The sequence below is a fragment of the Neobacillus sp. Fa239 genome, assembly GCF_055395235.1.
Window position 1 is genome coordinate 1,796,599 of the sequence record NZ_AP041611.1, and the last position, 18,895, is coordinate 1,815,493.

At 40.1% G+C, this 18,895-nt stretch carries 20 protein-coding genes; 17 read left to right on the forward strand and 3 right to left on the reverse strand.

From position 1 onward, the window contains the following. Positions 1 to 14: 14 nt before the first annotated feature. The 8 genes from ACZ5XR_RS08525 (at position 15) to ACZ5XR_RS08560 (ending at position 7,982) form a co-directional block, all read left to right on the forward strand. Entirely contained in the window at positions 15 to 662 is a 648-nt protein-coding gene (locus ACZ5XR_RS08525) for an RraA family protein (protein WP_464501231.1), read from the forward strand. Positions 663 to 682: 20 nt separating this feature from the next. Next, positions 683 to 2,011 (forward strand): MFS transporter, encoded by a 1,329-nt coding sequence (locus ACZ5XR_RS08530; protein WP_464501232.1) that lies wholly within the window; start codon positions 683 to 685, stop codon positions 2,009 to 2,011. Between the two features lie 20 nt (positions 2,012 to 2,031). Next, complete coding sequence (locus tag ACZ5XR_RS08535) at positions 2,032 to 2,832, forward strand: carbon-nitrogen hydrolase family protein (RefSeq protein WP_464501233.1); 801 nt, start codon at positions 2,032 to 2,034, stop codon at positions 2,830 to 2,832. 324 nt (positions 2,833 to 3,156) lie between these two features. After that, entirely contained in the window at positions 3,157 to 3,828 is a 672-nt protein-coding gene (locus ACZ5XR_RS08540; RefSeq protein WP_464501234.1) for a GntR family transcriptional regulator, read from the forward strand. Between the two features lie 11 nt (positions 3,829 to 3,839). Then, positions 3,840 to 5,051, forward strand: a complete 1,212-nt coding sequence (locus ACZ5XR_RS08545; RefSeq protein ID WP_464501235.1) for a CaiB/BaiF CoA transferase family protein — start codon at positions 3,840 to 3,842, stop codon at positions 5,049 to 5,051. After that, complete coding sequence (locus ACZ5XR_RS08550) at positions 5,052 to 5,960, forward strand: hydroxymethylglutaryl-CoA lyase (RefSeq protein WP_464501236.1); 909 nt, start codon at positions 5,052 to 5,054, stop codon at positions 5,958 to 5,960. Positions 5,961 to 6,184: 224 nt separating this feature from the next. After that, positions 6,185 to 7,582 carry an MFS transporter gene (locus ACZ5XR_RS08555; RefSeq protein WP_464501237.1) on the forward strand — a complete coding sequence of 466 codons (1,398 nt, stop codon included), beginning with the start codon at positions 6,185 to 6,187 and terminating at the stop codon, positions 7,580 to 7,582. 226 nt (positions 7,583 to 7,808) lie between these two features. After that, positions 7,809 to 7,982, forward strand: coding sequence for a hypothetical protein (locus ACZ5XR_RS08560; protein ID WP_464501238.1), 174 nt, complete (start codon positions 7,809 to 7,811; stop codon positions 7,980 to 7,982). A 165-nt stretch (positions 7,983 to 8,147) separates the two neighbouring features. Here ACZ5XR_RS08560 and ACZ5XR_RS08565 read toward each other — a convergent pair whose 3' ends face one another. Both ACZ5XR_RS08565 and ACZ5XR_RS08570 read right to left on the reverse strand, forming a co-directional pair. Next, the gene (locus ACZ5XR_RS08565) at positions 8,148 to 8,882 is read right to left on the reverse strand and encodes an SH3 domain-containing protein (RefSeq protein WP_464501239.1); all 735 of its coding nucleotides are present in this window, start codon (positions 8,880 to 8,882) and stop codon (positions 8,148 to 8,150) included. A gap of 5 nt (positions 8,883 to 8,887) precedes the next feature. Beyond that, positions 8,888 to 9,808, reverse strand: a complete 921-nt coding sequence (locus tag ACZ5XR_RS08570; protein WP_464501240.1) for a hypothetical protein — start codon at positions 9,806 to 9,808, stop codon at positions 8,888 to 8,890. Between the two features lie 971 nt (positions 9,809 to 10,779). On the opposite strand from ACZ5XR_RS08570, the gene ACZ5XR_RS08575 reads away from it, so the two are divergent. From ACZ5XR_RS08575 to ACZ5XR_RS08600, 6 genes are all read left to right on the forward strand, one after another. Continuing rightward, on the forward strand, positions 10,780 to 11,121 hold the full coding sequence (locus ACZ5XR_RS08575; RefSeq protein ID WP_464501241.1) for a hypothetical protein: 342 nt from the start codon (positions 10,780 to 10,782) through the stop codon (positions 11,119 to 11,121). A 256-nt stretch (positions 11,122 to 11,377) separates the two neighbouring features. Then, entirely contained in the window at positions 11,378 to 12,802 is a 1,425-nt protein-coding gene (locus tag ACZ5XR_RS08580; protein WP_464501242.1) for an APC family permease, read from the forward strand. Positions 12,803 to 12,813: 11 nt separating this feature from the next. Continuing rightward, positions 12,814 to 13,224 (forward strand): GlcG/HbpS family heme-binding protein, encoded by a 411-nt coding sequence (locus ACZ5XR_RS08585; RefSeq protein WP_464501243.1) that lies wholly within the window; start codon positions 12,814 to 12,816, stop codon positions 13,222 to 13,224. A gap of 55 nt (positions 13,225 to 13,279) precedes the next feature. Beyond that, positions 13,280 to 14,755, forward strand: coding sequence for a gamma-aminobutyraldehyde dehydrogenase (locus ACZ5XR_RS08590; protein WP_464501244.1), 1,476 nt, complete (start codon positions 13,280 to 13,282; stop codon positions 14,753 to 14,755). Between the two features lie 176 nt (positions 14,756 to 14,931). Beyond that, a complete protein-coding gene (locus ACZ5XR_RS08595; protein WP_464501245.1) occupies positions 14,932 to 15,408 on the forward strand; it encodes a DinB family protein in 477 nt (158 codons plus the stop codon). A 96-nt stretch (positions 15,409 to 15,504) separates the two neighbouring features. After that, entirely contained in the window at positions 15,505 to 15,939 is a 435-nt protein-coding gene (locus ACZ5XR_RS08600; RefSeq protein ID WP_464501246.1) for a DMT family transporter, read from the forward strand. Positions 15,940 to 16,045: 106 nt separating this feature from the next. On the opposite strand, the gene ACZ5XR_RS08605 is transcribed toward ACZ5XR_RS08600, so the two are convergent. Then, a complete protein-coding gene (locus tag ACZ5XR_RS08605) occupies positions 16,046 to 16,315 on the reverse strand; it encodes a hypothetical protein (protein ID WP_464501247.1) in 270 nt (89 codons plus the stop codon). A 274-nt stretch (positions 16,316 to 16,589) separates the two neighbouring features. Between ACZ5XR_RS08605 and ACZ5XR_RS08610 the strand changes: the two genes are divergently transcribed. The 3 genes from ACZ5XR_RS08610 (at position 16,590) to ACZ5XR_RS08620 (ending at position 18,846) form a co-directional block, all read left to right on the forward strand. Then, a complete protein-coding gene (locus ACZ5XR_RS08610; RefSeq protein WP_464501248.1) occupies positions 16,590 to 17,504 on the forward strand; it encodes a DMT family transporter in 915 nt (304 codons plus the stop codon). A gap of 26 nt (positions 17,505 to 17,530) precedes the next feature. Next, on the forward strand, positions 17,531 to 17,932 hold the full coding sequence (locus ACZ5XR_RS08615; RefSeq protein WP_464501249.1) for a hypothetical protein: 402 nt from the start codon (positions 17,531 to 17,533) through the stop codon (positions 17,930 to 17,932). A 224-nt stretch (positions 17,933 to 18,156) separates the two neighbouring features. Beyond that, positions 18,157 to 18,846: a helix-turn-helix transcriptional regulator gene (locus tag ACZ5XR_RS08620; protein WP_464501250.1), complete on the forward strand. Its 690-nt coding sequence runs from the start codon at positions 18,157 to 18,159 to the stop codon at positions 18,844 to 18,846. Positions 18,847 to 18,895: the final 49 nt, after the last annotated feature.

Genomic DNA, 18,895 nt, shown 5'->3' on the forward strand with positions numbered 1-18,895 from the left:
ATGGAGGAGAAAAAATGTTTCGAGTGAATCCTAGAGTACAAGGTGTCAGTCCAAAATTAATTGATTTATATCAGAAGGTAGATCCTTCCACCATCGGCCATATGACGGATTTTGGCTTTTTAAAAGGATTGCAGCCACTCTCTCGTCCCATACGATTTGTAGGTAATGCTGTGACAGTTCGGATTCCTCATATGGATTCTACGGCTGTACATAAAGCGTTAGACTTGGTAGAACCTGGTGATGTGGTAGTTGTAGATATGTCCGGCGACACACAACGTTCTTGTTGGGGCGGGATGGTCTCGTACGCTGCTAAAGCAAAAAACGTAGCCGGTGTCATTATTTCTGGCTGTATTAATGATGTACCAGAAATTCTGGAGTTAAATCTACCCATTTTCTCTTTGGGTATTAGCCCGTTAACAACAAGAATTCTTGGGATCGAAGGCGAAATCAATACAACCATTAGTGTATGCGGCGTAAGTATTAACCCTGGTGATTTAATTGTGGCCAGTGATGATGGAGTATTCGTAATCGACCCAAGAAATGCTGAAGAATATGGTAGAACGGCTATTGGAAAACAAGAAGCTGAGATCGAAACAAAACGACAAGTAGATGCAGGGGTGAGCCTTGCAGCACTAAGTGGAGCGGAAAAATTCTTTAGGTAAAATATTCGGGGGTGGGCTGATTGAAAAAAAGTAATGTTAGATGGCGAGTTATATTTTTAATCATGTTTCCGATGCAGTTAATTATGTCATTAGACCGAATTAATATCGGGGTAAGCGCACCCTTTATTCAAAAGGATTTTAATTTCAGTCTAGTAGAGATTTCTTTTATCCTATCAGCATTTGCATGGACTTATGCATTTTTTCAAATCCCCACTAGTATTTGGGTGCAGAAGATAGGCTCTCATAAAGCCATTGCGATTGCCGGTATTTTTTGGTCGCTGTTTACTCTAATAACCCCTTTAGGATCCAGTCTCGCTCTCATTATTGTATTCCGCTGCCTATTGGGTATAGCGCAAGCGGCAGATATTCCAGGCGGCATTAACGCCATCAATACATGGTTCCCTAAAAAGGAGAAAGCGTCAGCAAACTCCGTTTTTCTAAGCTCAGGGTATCTGGGGTCAGCCATAGGAACCATATTAACCGCTTGGATTGTTTCTCAATTTGGCTGGCGTTGGAGTTTTTATAGCTTTGGGATTATTGGCTTGGTTATTGCGTTGTACTGGTATAAAAATTTTCGTAATAGTCCTAAGGAACATAAATCAGTCAATCAAGCTGAGTTAGAATTCATTACAGAAAATCAAGAAGACAATAATGTAACCGTTGTCAAAACATCCTGGAAACAATGGAAAAAGTTTTTAGGAAAGTCCCAGTTCTGGGCACTCGGTATTCAATATTTTTGTTTGGTTCTCATCGAAAGCTTCTTTATTACTTTATTACCGACTTATCTTGTTCAAGCACGTCATTTATCCATTGTAAAAACAGGTATTTCTGCATCATTACCATGGTTATCATTGACTCTTATGGTCTTAGTGATGGGCGGTATCATGGATTTTGTTTACCGCAAAACAAAATCCCGGGTGATTTCACGCGTTCCTTTTGGTATCGCAGGATTTATTGTTAGTTCATCTTGTTTATGGCTTGCCACACAAACCAGTTCCACTACCAGCATGTCCATCCTCTTAATGATTTCAATGGCAGGGATTGGCATGATTCAAGTACCAAACTGGACAGCCGTTCAAGACATTGGCGGTAAACATAGTGCATCGTTATCAGGTTTTGTTAACTTCTGCGGGAATTTATCTACCGCAATTGGCACCATCTTAATTGTTCAATTAGTCAATCATTATGGAAATTGGACAATTGGTATTACTTCCTTAACCATTGTTGGAGCATTAGGAGCAGTCGCTTGGCTATTTGTAAAACCGAATAAACCGCTTCTTGAAGATGATCATATTGATGATATTGACACCGTAATCATAAACGCTGAAACTAGCAATCAATTAATCTAATCTATTGGAGGTAATTTTTAATGAAAGTCGCTGTTGCCCAATTGAAGTCTAGTATGGATAAAACCGCTAATTTACAGAAGGCGAAAGATTATATTAAAAAGGCGGCTGATCAAGGAGCAGATTTTGTTCTGCTGCCTGAAATGTACATGGCCTTTAACCCTGCTTCCTCGGGAATTCGGTATGCCGATATTGCCGAACCTCTAGACGGACCATTCGTTAGCGGTTTAGCAGAGTGCGCAAGGGAAAATCAAGTTTATGTTATTTGTGGAGTACATGAGTCAAAACCTGGTGAATACGCAAGGTGCTATAATACTACTGTGTTTCTTAACCGCTCTGGTGAATTATTGCAAGCCTATCACAAAACACATTTATATGATGCCTTCAATTATAAAGAATCAAATTCTATCATACCAGGTACGGAGGCACAAGAAGTTATTGAGACAGAGTTTGGTACAGTTGGCATGATGGTTTGTTATGAGATAAGGTTCCCGGAAATCAGCAGACAGTTAGCACTTAAAGGCGCGGATTTCTTCTTTATCCCTGCTGGCTGGGTAGCAGGAGCTATGAAGGAAGACCATTGGAAAACGCTTCTTCGTGCAAGAGCTATTGAGAATACGGTTTATATTTTTGCAGCAGACCAAGTAGATAATATTTTCTCCGGCCAAAGTATGATTATTGATCCGATGGGTGTAGTGAAAGCAAATGCGGGAGAAGAAGAAACTTTAATTATTTCAGAGATTGACCTTAAGCGAATTAACCGTGTACGAGAAAAGTTGCCAAGCGTGGCTGATCGCAGACCTGAATTTTATAAAACCATTTAATTAGGAAAAATTGCTTTCTTCAATAGGAATAAAGGTTTACGAAAAATATAGCGAAAGGAGGGCTGTTGCCCTTTTTTTTTTTGTCTTTTAAGATCTGAATAGAATGTGCTTTAACTTATATGAATATCACTGAATATACTTTTTATTTACATGGATTTTTATATAATAGCTATATTTTTATGAGATGTCATATTCATATAAGAACAGTAGCATCATGTATTTTTGTAAAATAATATTGACTTAAGATTCAGAATATTTATACTAATAAATAAGGAGACTGTATACAGAATACAGTATTCAAATAAGAAGTTTGGGTGGAAAAAAATGAGTAGAATCATAAAAAAAACCGACACACTTCAAGTTCAGGTCTACGAATATTTACGAAATAAGATTTTAACAGGAAGCATAGAACCTGGGCAAAGGATAATTGAAGAGAAAATTTCAGAAGAAACAGGGGTAAGCCGCAGCCCCATTCGGGAGGCGATCAGAAGATTAGAAACAGACGGTCTAGTAAAAGTCAATTCCTTCGCACAGGGGGGTGTGACGGTTTACAACCCAACTAAGGAAAATTTTAAGTATTTATATGAATGCCGATTAAGTGTGGAACCCTTAGCTGCAAGATGTGCAGCTGAACGCTGGACAGTTGAAAGGATAGAAAAATTAAAAACTTTATTGGAAGAGATGAAGCAGGAGAATGCAGATAATCAAAACATTAAAGTTCATGACATTAACTCAGCTTTTCATCAGGAGATTGTGGAAGCCAGCATGAATCCATACCTTATGAAAATCATGAGAGAGTTAAAAGGACTTATAGCGTTATATCGAAATGCCATTTTACGGAATAATCCGGAACGACCAGAAAGTGTCATTGAAGAGCATGAGGCCATTTATCATGCGATATTGGACCGAAACGGCGACCTTGCCCATGAATTAATGTGCAACCATATCCAGAAAGACTATTTTCTCAGTATAAAAAGCTATGAAAAAACAATCTAGAGGTGATCCTAATGAGTGATAAGCAAGTTCAAGGACCGTTGCAGGGACTAAAAATCCTCGAGCTCGGGACGCTTGTCGCAGCTCCCTTTGCTGCTAAGGTATTTGCCGAGTTTGGTGCAGAAGTAATTAAGGTAGAAACGCCGGAAAAAGGGGACCCTCTTCGCAGTTGGAGGGTTGTACATAATGGCACTTCCATATGGTGGTATGTTCAGGCACGAAATAAGAAATCGATTACGATTGATATGCGTACTTTAGAAGGACAAGAAATCATTCGCTCATTAGCAAAAGAAGTCGATGTGATTATCGAGAACTTCCGGCCAGGTACACTTGAGAATTGGGGATTGGGTTATGAGACGCTTCAGGCCTTGAATCCAGGCTTGATTATGACCCGTATTTCCGGATATGGACAAACAGGACCATACAGAGAGAAGCCTGGATTTGGGAGTGTGGCTGAAGCTATTGGGGGGCTTCGGAATTTAACCGGCTTTCCTGACAGGCCCCCTGTCCGTGCTGGAATAGCCATAGGGGATTTAGCAGCTGGACTATATGCCGTTATTGGTACAATGTTTGCGATTCATGCAAGAAACCAACACCCGGAGAAAAAAGGGCAGCTTGTTGACGTGGCTCTTTATGAATCCGTTTTCAGCTTGATGGAGGGAGCCCTCCCTGAATATGATTTAAAAGGGCTTGTCAGGCAACGAACTGGAAGTACTTTACCGGGAATAGCCCCTTCTAATACCTACTTATGTGCGGATGGAAAGTATATTGTCATAGGGGCAAACGGAGATAGTATTTTTAAAAGATTAATGCATGCCATTGGCAGGGATGATGTGGCCAATGATCTAAGATTTGAAAATAATCAAGGTCGGGCAGAGCACGTCCAATACATTGATGGAATTATCGAAAGTTGGACGAATCGCTATACGATGAAAGAGGTTTGGTCGAAATTAGATGAAGCATCTGTTCCAGTTGGTCCCATATACAGTATGGAAGAGATTGTTGAGGATGAACAATACAAAGCGCGTCAAATGCTAGAATCAGTAAATCTACCTGGCGGGGAAAAAGTCCTGGTGCCAGGGATTGTTCCAAAGTTATCGGCAACTCCTGGTCATCTGGATTGGATTGGTCCGGAGCTGGGGCAGCATAATGTTGAAATATTGGGAGATTTATTGGGATTAGAAAAAAAGAAAATGGCTGAACTGAAAGAAAAAGGGGTGATTTAAATGTCCCAGGTAACCATTATTGAAGTGGGTCCAAGAGATGGTTTACAAAATGAACAGCAATTTGTACCGACCGAAAAGAAAGTTGAGTTGATTCATAGACTTTGTGAATCAGGGATTAGAAGGGTGGAAGCAGTCTCATTTGTACATCCCCAAAAAGTACCGCAAATGGCAGATGCAGAACTTGTAATTAAGGCGCTGTTCCGAGTTGAAGGTGTTGCGTTTTGCGCACTCATCCCTAATGAAAAAGGCTTTGAACGTGCATTAGGTAATCAGGTCAAAGAAGTGAACTGGGTAACAAGCGCAAGTGAAACTTTTAACCGGAAGAATATTAATCAATCAATAGAGGAAAATTTTATAACCTTTCAACGGCTAGTTCCCCGAGCCAAACAGGCAGGAGTAAAACTTCGTTTTTCAGTAGCGATGAGTTTTGAATGTCCCTATGAAGGCAGCATAAAGCAAGACAACGTAAGGAACCTTGTCAACAGGGCCATTGAGGCTGGGGCTGATGAAGTGGGGATTGCGGACACAATTGGGGTTGCGGTTCCGGATCAGGTATACCAGCTTTGCAGCACCCTTGTTAAAGATACAGGAAGTTTTCCTTTAGCCGTTCACTTGCATGATACAAGAGGGTTGGCGTTAGCGAATACTTATGCGGCCCATATTGCGGGGATTCGAATCTTTGAATCATCGATTGGAGGTTTAGGCGGATGCCCTTTTGCTCCAGGTGCAGCCGGGAATGCAGCAACAGAAGATGTTGTCCACATGTTTGAAAAAATGAACATTGATACAGGGATTGACCTTTCAAAGCTTTTAGATGCTTCTGATTTTGCTGTTAATCTTTCTCAAAGAGAACCACTTGGGAGAATTCGCACCATTAAAGGTAGAGAAACATTGTTGTTAAAAAAATGAGTTATATAGTTAATTCACTTGAGCATAGGGGGTGAAAGAATCATAAGGAGTGTGACGTATTCTGAATGTGAGTTATATGTCAATTGAAACTGGCAATAACTGTTCTTTGTTCATCACCATGGGACGGCAGATTAGAAGTTTACGTTTTTTGTACCATGAAACATTTAAAATTTATTCCTTATTAAATAGGATGAACAACAAATCAACATTTAGGGGGAATTGTGATGGAAGTATCAATCGGAAATAAATTGAGCAGTCTTCAGATTGGGAATACCCATAAAAAGGCAATAGCCTTAATTGGAGTTGGTTTATTTTTTGAATTTTTCGAGCTGTTTTTAGCAGGGGTGTTATCTCCTGTATTGCAAGAAAAATTCCAAATTAGCGCAAATATAATGCCTCTTTTACTTGGATCGAGTTTCCTGGGCATGTTCTTCGGTGCGCTTTTTCTAAGTGGTTTGGCTGATAAATTGGGCCGAAAAAAAGTATTTATCCTCAATCTTTCCATTTATTCTATTGCTTCATTCCTAATTGCACTTAGCCCTAACGTGACGCTTATTATTTTGTTTAGATTTATTGCCGGGTTCGGACTCGGTTGCCAGCCAGCCCTTTGTGATACGTATTTAAGTGAAATTGTACCAGCTTCCAAACGAGGAAAATGTATTGCCTGGGCATACACATTGTCTTTTCTTGCAGTACCAGTTGAGGGGTTTTTAGCCCGTGGGATTGTACCGCTTTCACCTCTTGGAGTGGAGGGATGGAGATGGTTATTTATAATCGGTGCCATTGGAGCTGTCATCGTTTTTATTGGGGGCCGTAATTTGCCAGAATCACCCCTTTGGTTAGCATCAGTTGGACGTATGGAGGAAGCAGAAAAGATTTTTAAAAGATTTGCAGAAGGGTCTAATTACCAACAGAGCAAGGTTGATTTTTCAGCTTCCCATTTACAAAAGAAAAAAGAGCAGGAAAAACTCCCAGTTTCCACTATTTTTCAAAAGCCGTTTCTTAAAAGCACAGTAATGCTTTATATATTCCAAATTTTTCAGACGATTGGTTACTATGGGTTTGGCACCCTCGCTCCTATCGTTCTTGCAGCAAAGGGGTATACAGTTACGCACTCGCTTGAATATGTAGCCTTGTCCTTTATTGGCTATCCATTAGGTTCGCTGCTTTCAGTACCATTAGTGGAACGTATTGACCGTAAATGGCTGGTGGTTCTTGCCGCATTTGGTATGGCTGTATTCGGGCTTATGTTCGGTATGGCCGGTTCACCAACCCTTATTATTGTTGCTGGATTCCTCTATACGGTTGTCAGCAATATTTTTTCAAACGCCTATCATATTCTTCAGGTGGAGATCTTCCCAACTGCTATTCGTGCAACAGCCTCTGGTGGTGCCTACAGCATTAGCCGGATCATGAGCGGTTTAATGCCGTTTATCTTATTGCCAGTTTTACAACACAGTGGGGCAGGGGTAATGTTTAGTTTTGTTGCGGCTGCTATGTTTATTGTGATATTGGATGTGGCTTTACTTGCACCTAAAACTACTGGCAAGTCATTAGGAACGTGGGATAATTCCAATCAATTCACTTTGAAAAATGGGACAGAAGAAGCTCCTCATTTGTAAAATGAAATTTGATTATAACAAATAGAATAGAATTAAAGCCTTGTTTATTGTTCCAGTTAAATTCTTGTGATGCAAGGTCAGGATAGATACCGTATTAGTTGCTTCACAATATGAATCTATGATAACCTTGTTTAAACATGTTGCAGACGAATAGGCAACTATGTTTACACTTTTATTTTTAGCCAATGGAAAGATAGTAATGAAAATGGAATAGGAGGAATGGAAAATGGGTGTTACATTAACATCAAAGGAAGTCATTACTCAGATCCAGAAGTTGCACAACGAAGGTAAATCATTACGGAAAAAAGAGGTCAAACAACTTTATCCTGATTTAATGCGAAGTGCTTTGTATTACTATCCAAGTTGGCAACATGCACTAGAAGAAAGTAATGTAAGTTAATGAAGCAAATTTACATCAAGAATAATAAAACATGAATCTATGTAATCAAAAAGCCATCCAGATAGGATGGCTTTTTGAATGAGAAGCATTTTCTATGAACTGGATAAAGGATCATAATCTCCCGGTAATTGTTCCATTCATTGCGCCATTAAGTTGAAAAATAATTTATTTTTCCTTTACAATCGCGGCTGAAATCCAGCCTTCGATCCCGTTAATCGTTTGAACTTTTAGCCACTTAATGCCCTTGGTATCTACTTGTTCCTCATTCAAAAATTGCATGATTTCTCCATTTGTAATGGTGTATAGACGAGGTGCAGTCAGAGCGGGAGCTTCACGAATATTTCCGCCCTCTTCATAGATCTTATTTAAAATAAATTCTTTTTGATGAACGGAAACCCCGGATGCTTGTATGTGCACGTGATCTTGGTTTAGCCACCCCTCCGCATTCTTCCATTTTTGTGTATACCACTCATGTGGATTGTTCATGATTGCTGCAGTAAGCAACATCGCTAAAGCTGTAGCAGAATAGAAGGTCCATCTTTTAATCCTTTTCTTATTCCTTTTCTGTTTCATGAAAAGCTGAATCATTTTGTTGAAAAAACGATCGGCCAAGGCAAACATTCCTTCAATGACATCAATCCAAGCGGGGATACCTGTTTTTTCTGCGTTTCTCCGGCTCCTTTGCATGTTGAAAATGAGTGCCATGATTGGATAAGAAAGGTAATAAAGCATTTTTTTCAAAAAACGGCACAACAAGTTTAGAAAGAGAGGAACGATGTACAACAAAATCAGCCTTGCGAGCTGCAGGAGCACAAAGAGGACCAATAAAATACGCAACCATTCCGGCAGGACAGAAATTGGTGACCAGATCCAAAACAGCTGATTGATAATGGATTCCACAATCGCTAATCTCCTTTATTAAAATAGGATAGAAGTTCTCTCTTTGGACTATCAATTTGTTTTTTTCTATTTATTTTTTCCAAATCGACGGGGAGATAAGGGAATAGTTTCTTTAGCTTGGCTAATCTTTGTTCAGCCTCAAACTGGCCGATGGAATGATCATTGATTAAGTTTAATAGTTGTTTGTTTACCTCATTTTTGAAAGTTTGATTTTGGCTAAACTCCGATTCTACTAACCGGTGTGCCATTTCATTCTTTTCACCAAGTTTCCCTGCCGTGATAAAATCACCTGCTTCAAGGGCTTCTTTAATCGAGGCCGAAATCCGGCGGGCTTCCTCCAAGTCCAGAGCCTCTTGATAGGCAGATAATTCAGCGTTCCTGTCCAAATCGGCAATCGCCTCATCATGGCGTTGATCCCGAAACCCTTGCCGGATCAAAACCCGAACATTTCGGACAACAATTCCAGCCTCTCTTAACACCTTGACTAATGGTGAGCTTTGAAAAAATTCTTCAATATGCCGGGCAAATCTCAGCTCCTCTTCAATAGGAAAAAATCTTGCTTCCGACTCCACCCAAAAGGGCAGATTATTGTTAATAATGGTGCTAAATTCCCCAGCATTTTGCTGAACCAATCGTTCCGGATGTTCGACGGCGATATCAATAAATAAATTGACCGAAAACCTTCTTCCTCTTGTTGCTGAAGGGACCTCCTCATTGTAGGTGATGGTCTGTTGCTGCATATTGACGGTATAAACCTTTTTATATTTACCAATCCTCAACTCACTGCGAGTCAAACGCTCTCCATTTTTAACGGCATAGTATTCGTTTTGATTATTCACATAAACAAAGGCATAAGTCATAGACGACGCCGGCGGTTTCTCCAAAAAACTAAATTTCACATCTTTCACATCTTCAATAAAATGCATTAGGTTATTCCCTCCAGGTTCACTATTTTCATTGAGAGACTACTTACCCTTGTCTACATTCTATGCAGACAAACGGAAGAAAAGCCCCCATATCTTTGCAGAAATAGGGGGGGAGGGAGATGAAGTTGAATTCAGGAGTGGAAGAATATTGAAGCAAGAATTAATGGTACAATCATTCCCTCATCTGGGTTCTTGAGGTTTCGCTCATAACTGTTGGGGGGGGCAAGTTAAGCACCTGGTTTGAGAAATAAGCGGAGAAATCTCTCTTAATTTGGAAATAGCACTGAAAATAACAAAAATAGACGGAGAGATTCCGCCTATTGACTCGAAAAACATGAAAATGGGGGATTTACCTTTGCATAACCGGAATTCCTCCCCTTATTTACCCCGAAACGAGCTCCATTTTGCAAATAACCGAAAAACCTCCGCTTATTTTAAATATCACTGGTTACTCAATTAAGGATAAGACTACCGATGTTTTAAGCATTTAATGTTGAGGGTTTAACAGATGAAATGACTAAATATGAATGGGGGAGAGTCAAATTAAAAAAATCCTCATCGCCTATTGAAAAAAATGGTAATTCATGGTTTAATAAAATAAACTAATTAGTCAGTTTTATTAAGGAGGAATCGTTATGTATAGATGGGAATGCTTAGAAATCATTAAAATCAAGATTAAGGAAGCCGAATCTAAATCCGATAAATAAAAAAATCCAGCTAACATTGTTAGTAATTTTATTTAGATTGATTTTTTTATTTGAATGAAGAATATGTTATTTGAAAAATACGCTGCCATTTATGGCGGCTTTTTTCATGTTTATCGAACAGATCAGGTTCGTCGAAGACAGTTATTATGAAAATAATTTATGCATGAGTATAATGATGCACTTAAAAGGTAATAAAATGGGAGACAAAAAAGATCGATTACAATTTAGGGTAAAATATTTTCTAAAAATATTAGGGGTGTTCATTTGAAATTTCTTGTTATTGGAGCGATTATAATTGGTTCAATTGTGTTTTCCTTATTTCCCATTTTATCTGCGAATTTTTTTCAACCCACTTTAAAGGACAGCATTAAATTTAATATCTATTTTCTTCCTGTATCATTTTTAGGAAACATTGCCTTGGCCTGGGGTTTCATCCAAGGCAGTAGAGTATTTGGAAATACAGTAATGCTCGGGGGGATTCAAACAGGGATATATGCTGTACTCGTAACTATCTTATCTATTTTGGTTTTACATCAAAAAATTTCAGTCTATACATTCATCGGTCTCCTGCTCATTTCAATGGGTACGGTTTTTTTAAATAAATAATAGGGTTCGCCATCTAACGTATTTAATTTAAAACAAAGCCACCTTACCGGGTGGCATTATTTTTTCCTATCTGTCCAAGAAATCAATAGAGTTTTCACTTATAAAATTTTACATTACGTCTAAAGAAAAAAGTAAAAACTTTACATTTTGTCTAATGATTTGCTGTCCCCTTTATAGTAAGATAAAAATATTGCACCTAAGTCTTCAGAATATTTGTACTATTAACAAAATTCTATTAATGGAGGTAGAGGAAAGCATGAGTGATTTACAGGTTAGCACTAACACTAGCAGCCACCGCCTTGTTCGAAACCTGTCCGTTTGGGACGCGGTGATAATGTCTGCTGGTACAATGGGTCCTGCAGTGTCTATGTACTTCAATACTGGATATGCAGCTGGTTTTGCCGGGGCAGCGATGCCTATTAGCTTTTTGATTTCATTGATAGCCTGTTTAATTCTCGCAAATACCATCGGAGACTTTAGTAAACTTGCACCGAGCGCAGGCGCATTTTACACATTCTCGAGTAAGGGATTTGGACCACGCACTGGATTTATTACAGGTTGGCTGCTGTTTATTGGCTACAGCACGTTGGAACCTGCAGAAGAAGCCTTGTTTGGTATCACAGCTAGTACTCTACTAAAACAATATCTTCATATTAACATCTCATGGGTTATTATTGCTTTGGCAGCATGGTTGGTTGTTTTGGTTCTTTCCTGGGTGGGTGCAAAACAGTCACTAAAGCTAAGTCTAATCCTGTTCTTGGCAGAAGTCGGTGTACTTTTAGTTCTGTGCTTCATTATTCTTGCAAAGGGTGGATTTAACGGGGTTCACGCCAGTGTCTTTAATCCTTCGTTAAGCCCGACCGGTTTCTCAGGTATTGCTTTGGGTATGGTGTACGGAATCCTTTCCTTCGTTGGTTTTGAAGCCGCTACAACACTGGCAGAGGAAGTTCGCGAACCAGGTAAGAACGTGTACCGGGCTTTGATTGGATCCACGCTCTTAGTTGGGATTATCTATTGTTTCTCGACGTTTGCGGAAGTGAATGGATTTGGGTTGGGGAATATGAAGGCACTCGCTGCGGACACTTCACCATTTGTGACTTTAGCCTCCAAATTTGGTAACGGGACGTTGGTCGGTCTTGTTGCTCTTGCCGGCTTAAGCAGTATTCTCGCGGTAACCATCAATGTACACAATGCAGTCGCTCGCGTTATATATGTCGTGGGCCGCGAGAATATATTGCCTGCGTCCATTGGAAAAGTGCACAAAAAATATAAAACTCCAACAAACGCGATTATCATTCAATCTGTGGTTTCGATATTTCTCTTGCTTGTCATGGGATTGTCGGTCGGGCCTTCCAATACTTACGGGTACCTAGGTGCCTTGCTGACCCTGGGGATTATTCCAGTCTATATGCTGGCAGCCTTCGGGTACGTTCGCTACCAGTCAAAGCAAAAGGATGAAAAACGGCATCCATTCAAGCATATCATACTGCCTATCATCGCAGCATTGATTCTATTTATCCCACTTATCGGATCCATCTATCCAATACCTAGCGCACCTTACAATTGGTTTCCATACATCATTGTGGCGTACGTCATTGTAGGGGGCATTGTCATTCATAGGTTGGCACGTAATCCTGGGCGTCTTGAACAAATCGGTAAGATTCTAGCGGATGCAGAATAGGACGTGGGCTGATGAAACTAACAGAAGAAATCATTGTTCATATGTTAGATGCTGCGCTTTCGAAGGGGCGAGACTTAGGGATTCTGATCTCTGTGGCAGTCGTCGATGCGGGAGGGAATCTTTTGGGATTTCGTCGTCATGAAAATGCCGAGATTGTCAGTATTCGACTGGCTCAAGATAAAGCGTATACAGCGCTGGTAAACCGGCTAGCGACCGACAAATTAGGAGAACTATGCCGCCCTGGTGCCGAATTATATGGATTACAGTTCAATTTAGATGGACGAATGGTGATCTTTGGCGGGGGTGTTCCGATTTGGAATGCGTCGGGCGACTTAATTGGAGCGATTGGTGTCAGTGGGGGAACGACCAATGAAGACATTGAGTGTGCAGAACATGCAATCACTAAAGCTCTAGACTTGTAAATTTGATTCAAATTGGCGGAGCATACATTTAGATGGGAAATTGAGGTGAGTTGGTTTGGTAAAACGATACTACAGTTACATCGATGGTGAATGGGTTAACACAAAGGAAACTTTTTCAGTTGTTAATCCTGCAACAGGCGCGCTTGTCGCGGAAGTTTCGAAATGTGGGACAGAAGAACTTAACAAGGCGGTTCTTTCTGCAAAACGGGCTTTTCCTGCATGGGCAGAACTGGGACCAGCGGGGCGTGCAGCCTTGTTGACTAAATGGGCAGATATTATGGAAAAGCGTGCCGAAGAATTTGCAGAACTCGAAACGGCTCAAACTGGCAAGCCCATTATTATGACAGAGACATTTGATATTCCCTTTTCGATTGATAATCTGCGATTTTTTGCTTCAGCTGCCAGAGTGCTTCCGGGTATGGCGACAATGGAATATGTACCAGGCCATCAAAGCTCGATTCATAGAGAGCCGCTCGGTGTTATTGGTCTCATTTCCCCTTGGAATTATCCGATGAATATGGGGGTATGGAAACTTGGTCCGGCTCTAGCTGCCGGAAACACAGTGGTAATCAAACCGGCAACCATTACACCGCTTACCACCTTGGAGATGGCGCGGTGTGCGGAAGAGGCTGGCATTCCGGCAGGCGTGCTGAACGTTGTCACGGGGCCTGGACGAACAGTTGGAGAAGCGTTGGTTCGTCACCCGGATGTTCGGATGATTTCTCTGACCGGAGATACTGAAACGGGTAAGACCATCATGGCTCAGGCGGCCTCGACAGTGAAAAAGCTGCATTTAGAACTGGGGGGGAAAGCTCCTTTTGTTGTTTTCGCAGATGCCGATTTGGAGGCAGCCGTCCAGGGGGCTGCAATGGGTGGTTTTATTAATTCTGGGCAGGATTGTACCGCTGCTACCCGAATTTATGTAGAGGCCTCCATTTATGATGATTTTGTACAGAAACTCGTGGATAGGGTTGAACGTATTCGAGTGGGATTGCCGATGCAGCGTGAGACAGAAATGGGATCGCTGATTTCATTTGAACACCGTGACAAGGTGGAAGGATACGTTCAGCGTGCTGTCCAATCTGGAGCCAAAGTTGCAGCAGGTGGAAAGCGGCCGGAGGATCCAGATTTAGCAAACGGTGCCTATTTTCTTCCTACCGTCATTGTGGATGCCTTACAAGACTCGGAAATTGTTCAACAAGAGGTGTTTGGACCCGTTCTTGTGGTTCTGCCTTTTGAAACGGAAGAACTTGCTGTTGAGTTAGCCAATGATACCCCGTTCGGCTTAGCCGCTTCCGTGTGGACCAAGGACGTATTTAAAGCCAATCGGATGGCTTCGAAAATTCAAGCGGGAACCGTTTGGATTAATGACCATATCACGATTGTATCTGAAATGCCACACGGTGGGTATAAACAGAGCGGCTTTGGCAAAGACATGTCCGTGTATGCACTCGAAGATTATACACAAATCAAGCATGTGATGACTGAATTGAACGGAAAAGTTTATAAGGATTGGCATTACATGCGGTAATTAAATACAGTTTATAGATCCTCCTTGTAAGTTTGGAATCCTCCAAACATGCAAAGGAGGATATTTTTTATGTCTGATTAGAGTAAATACAAAGAATACACAGGAAAATGATCCTTGAAAAGGGAATATATTTATTTGTTCAAGAAGTAATTAGCTTAAGAAATGGGAGGGTTCCTTTGATAAAATTTTTTGAATATAACTGGCAAGTAAGAGATGAATGGTTGGACTGGTGCAATCAACTCCCAATTGAAGAATTGGTAAAAAATCGTAAAGGGGGAGTAGGAAGTATTTTATATACCATTTTCCATATTATTGATGTGGAATACAGTTGGCTTCGGGGGATTCAAGGCAAAGAAGATGTAGTCGTTAAATTTGCTGATTATAATACGCCTGAGAAAGTGAAATTACTATCAGAGCGATTTCGAAATGAAATTGCTGAATTCTTAAAAACGAATTTGGAAGAACGAAAAGAGAAACTTGTGAGTGTTCCTTGGGACGAAGAAAAATATACAGTGGATGAAATACTACACCATATCATAGCACATGAAATTCATCACATTGGTCAACTCTCAATTCGGGCGAGAGAATTAAAGCTAAACCCTATATCTGCTAATTTTATTCGAAGAGAGTTAAAATCGGTCCAATCGTATTGAATATATGAGGGCATATTCCTTTCATTGGTTATAATACATAGGGTAGAATTTTCCATATAAACTTGTTGTGAAGTCTTAATACATAGGAGGATCATCGTGAGTTGGCTCATGTCGATATTAGCCGTTATTGGAGGATTATTTATCGGTGCCCAAGCTGGAATCAATGGTAGTTTGGGAAAGAAAATAGGAGTAATAGAAGGCGCATTTGTTTCTTTTGCTATTGGTTCATTAGTGTTATTACTGTTTACCATTTTTTTTGGTAAGGGTAATTTGCTAGACATCTTCTCAGTTTCAAAATGGCAATTAACTGGAGGTTTATTAGGAGCTTTTTATGTGCTGGTCATGGTAATGGCTGTACCGAAAATTGGTGTGGCTACAACCATGGTGTCTGTGATTTTAGGTCAAGTTTTAATGAGTTTGGTTATTGATAATTTCGGCTTTTTTGGTGGAAAACAGATTCCTTTTGATTGGCATAGAGGTATTGCAGTTATTTTACTAGGAATATCGTTGTTTCTGTTTTACAAAAGATAGGGAGATTGGTATTTAAATTTTCGGTGCAGAGTTGCAGAACATGCAGCTCTGTTTTCTTTAACAGGATCGATTTTGTGGGTAACATTTATATGGATTCGAACCATATTCAGTCCTCCCCTTCCAATGCCTGTTTAGCGATATAGGAAAAATAATCTTCTGTACTTGCCCCGTCATTCATTTCTAAAAAGGATGATAATCCATTTTGGTTCATTACTTCTTCTAGCACTTTAATCAAACGTTCATTTACTTCATTTGATTCCTTTAGAGCATTTAATAATGGGTTTGACTTTTCTTGAAGGTCCCCGTCCTTATTTTCATGAAGATCCAAGGAATCTTCTCTCATAAAATCCATATCGCTAAAATTCTCTAAATTCATACTTACTCAAGCTCCTTCTTGGGATTATACCGTTCTTATTATCGCCTAAAAGTGGAAATATTAACGTAAATAAAAGTTAGTTTTTTTAGGTAGGGGATATTATTGAAAAAAATATCATTATATGAAAATATTTTAGATGGAGTTTAGCCTCTTGAATAAATAGCAGGATTGTCCTGCTATTTTTGCATGCTAATACTTCACCATTTTATTATTGCACCAATCCACCGACCATGATACGCTTGGGATTGTGTTATGGGGATGAGGGGGAAGAAAATTGAATACGAAAGCATTTTGTATCGCCTTTTTTACAGTATTGATTTGGGGGTCTTCTTTTACAGCGATTCGGGTTGGATTAATGGGTGGCTATTCGGCAGGGCATTTGATTCTTATTCGGTACTTGATTGCTTCTGCACTTTTTGTCATCTATGCTTGTTGGCCAGGTGTTCATTTCCGGCTCCCTAAATTGAAAGATCTTTTCAAAATAATCATACTTGGCTTGATTGGGATCAGCATCTATCATCTAGGGGTTACATTTGGTGAACGAACGGTTTCTGCTGGTACTGCTGGGATGCTGATTGGCTCAGGACCAATCTTTACCGCACTTCTTGCAGTCATTGTATTAAAAGAAAAGCTTGGGAAATGGGGATGGGCTGGATTAGCCATCGGCTTTGTTGGGATCTTCATTATTACCTTGGGTTCATCCAATCATTCTTTTACAATTTCTAAAGAGGCCATCTTTATACTCATCGCAGCGCTTGCGACATCTGTGATGTTTGTCTATCAAAAGTCTCTGTATAGCCTTTATACATCAATAGAATTAACTGCCTATTTCACATGGGCTGGAACCTTGTCATTTTTTATTTTTTTCCCAGGTCTCTTGCATGATATTCAGCACGCAACTATGGAGGCAAATTTATCTGCCGTCTATATCGGGATATTCCCAACGGCCATAGGATATGCTACATGGGCCATAGCGCTTGCTGCGGGAAAAGCCAGTTCTGTTTCAAGCATGCTGTATCTTGAACCGGTGGTTGCGATCATTGTCGCCTGGTTTTGGATTCATGAACTGCCAAACAATATATCGATCATCGGCGGTATCATAGCCATATTCGGTGTGCTTTTAGTAAATTTAAAAGGGAAAAACCAAGAAGAATTGTCTGAAAAAAGTACGACATCAAGTGCTATGTAATTCAAAGATTAAAGGTTCATCGGGTTTTGATTGGCGGAATCCTATTAACAGGTGTTTTCAATTATGTTCTGGGCATGTTGGAGAATGTATGGATCTATTTTGTTATCGTATTCATTACCGGTGTTATCCTCGCTCCGGTTAACGTAGCGCTTTCCGGCTGGTTGACGGAATTGGTGGATCCGAAGTTAATGGGAAGAGTGTCCGGTTGGATTGATCCGTTAATGAGTTTCTCACACTCTTTATCACTTGGAGTCATTGCGATTATTTTTCCAGCCTTTGTAACAGTGAATGCCATTTATTACGCAATCGGGGTTCTCATGATTGGGGTTGGCTGTTATTATCTTCTCGTGTTACCAAAGTTACTTAACGGGCAAAAAAAGGCATTGGAAAGCACTGCAATTTCTGCGATCAGTGTGAACAAGAATTAGATAGGGTTGGCTGCAAACGAAAAATGTAATGGAATTCCATGAAAATTTCCACTAATTAGAAGTGGGAATTTTTTTATTCTGTCCAATCGTTTCATTCCATCAATTTTCCACTTCATCATGAATATAATTTATTTATATAAGTTATGCAATTTATAACTTGTATAACTTGTTATGCTAAATTATAATTTTATTAAACTACCGTAAAAGGAAGGGGGAATTTATTAATGGGTTTACGTGTGGAGCAGCTATCGGAAACTCGTCAGATAATTCTTCAATACCTTAAAAATAACGGATCTGCAACGATAGCGGAAATTGCTTCGAAGTTAGAAATGACGCGCGAAGCAGTACGTCAGCAATTTTTGCAGCTTGAGCATGAAGGCTGGATTAAAGGAATTTTGAAAAGAGATTCAGGAAACAGTGGCGGACGTCCGTCCATGCACTACAGCTTAACATCAGAAGGTGAACACTTATTCCCAAAACATTATGACTCTCTCACTTTAGAAGTCATTGATACGGTTTCTCAACAGCTTGGGTTAGAGGCTTTGCAAAAAGTTCTTTCAAAAATGACTGAGGCGCGAGTTAGAGAGTGGGAACCTCGTCTTCAAGGGCTGGATCTAGCAGAGCGTGTAGAAGCATTGAAGGAAATTTATTTTAAGAATGACACTTTTATGGATGTTGAAAAATCTGGGGATCGCCTGAGCCTTGTTGAAAGGAACTGTCCTTTCCTTAATGTAGCCAAAGAACGTCCTGCTCTTTGTAGTGTGACCGTTTCTATGCTTACTCGTTTACTTGGGCATCGAGTGATTCGTGAAGAACGATTCCAAAATGGGGATGGACGGTGTGTCTTTCGAGTATTGATAGACGAGCCGATAGATAAAGACCATCCCTATTTCTCTCTAGAGCCTACATCTTAACCAACATTAATAGGGAAAAAGAGGAGGAAAAATAAATGGCAGTAGATGC

Bases quoted from the DNA above. Each gene is read 5' to 3' on its own strand.
- ACZ5XR_RS08525 (WP_464501231.1), top strand. From the start codon at position 15: ATGTTTCGAGTGAATCCTAGAGTACAAGGTGTCAGTCCAAAATTAATT.
- ACZ5XR_RS08535 (WP_464501233.1), top strand. From the start codon at position 2,032: ATGAAAGTCGCTGTTGCCCAATTGAAGTCTAGTATGGATAAAACCGCT.
- ACZ5XR_RS08540 (WP_464501234.1), top strand. From the start codon at position 3,157: ATGAGTAGAATCATAAAAAAAACCGACACACTTCAAGTTCAGGTCTAC.
- ACZ5XR_RS08545 (WP_464501235.1), top strand. From the start codon at position 3,840: ATGAGTGATAAGCAAGTTCAAGGACCGTTGCAGGGACTAAAAATCCTC.
- ACZ5XR_RS08550 (WP_464501236.1), top strand. From the start codon at position 5,052: ATGTCCCAGGTAACCATTATTGAAGTGGGTCCAAGAGATGGTTTACAA.
- ACZ5XR_RS08555 (WP_464501237.1), top strand. From the start codon at position 6,185: ATGGAAGTATCAATCGGAAATAAATTGAGCAGTCTTCAGATTGGGAAT.
- ACZ5XR_RS08560 (WP_464501238.1), top strand. From the start codon at position 7,809: ATGGGTGTTACATTAACATCAAAGGAAGTCATTACTCAGATCCAGAAG.
- ACZ5XR_RS08570 (WP_464501240.1), bottom strand. From the start codon at position 9,808: ATGCATTTTATTGAAGATGTGAAAGATGTGAAATTTAGTTTTTTGGAG.
- ACZ5XR_RS08580 (WP_464501242.1), top strand. From the start codon at position 11,378: ATGAGTGATTTACAGGTTAGCACTAACACTAGCAGCCACCGCCTTGTT.
- ACZ5XR_RS08585 (WP_464501243.1), top strand. From the start codon at position 12,814: ATGAAACTAACAGAAGAAATCATTGTTCATATGTTAGATGCTGCGCTT.
- ACZ5XR_RS08605 (WP_464501247.1), bottom strand. From the start codon at position 16,315: ATGAATTTAGAGAATTTTAGCGATATGGATTTTATGAGAGAAGATTCC.
- ACZ5XR_RS08620 (WP_464501250.1), top strand. From the start codon at position 18,157: ATGGGTTTACGTGTGGAGCAGCTATCGGAAACTCGTCAGATAATTCTT.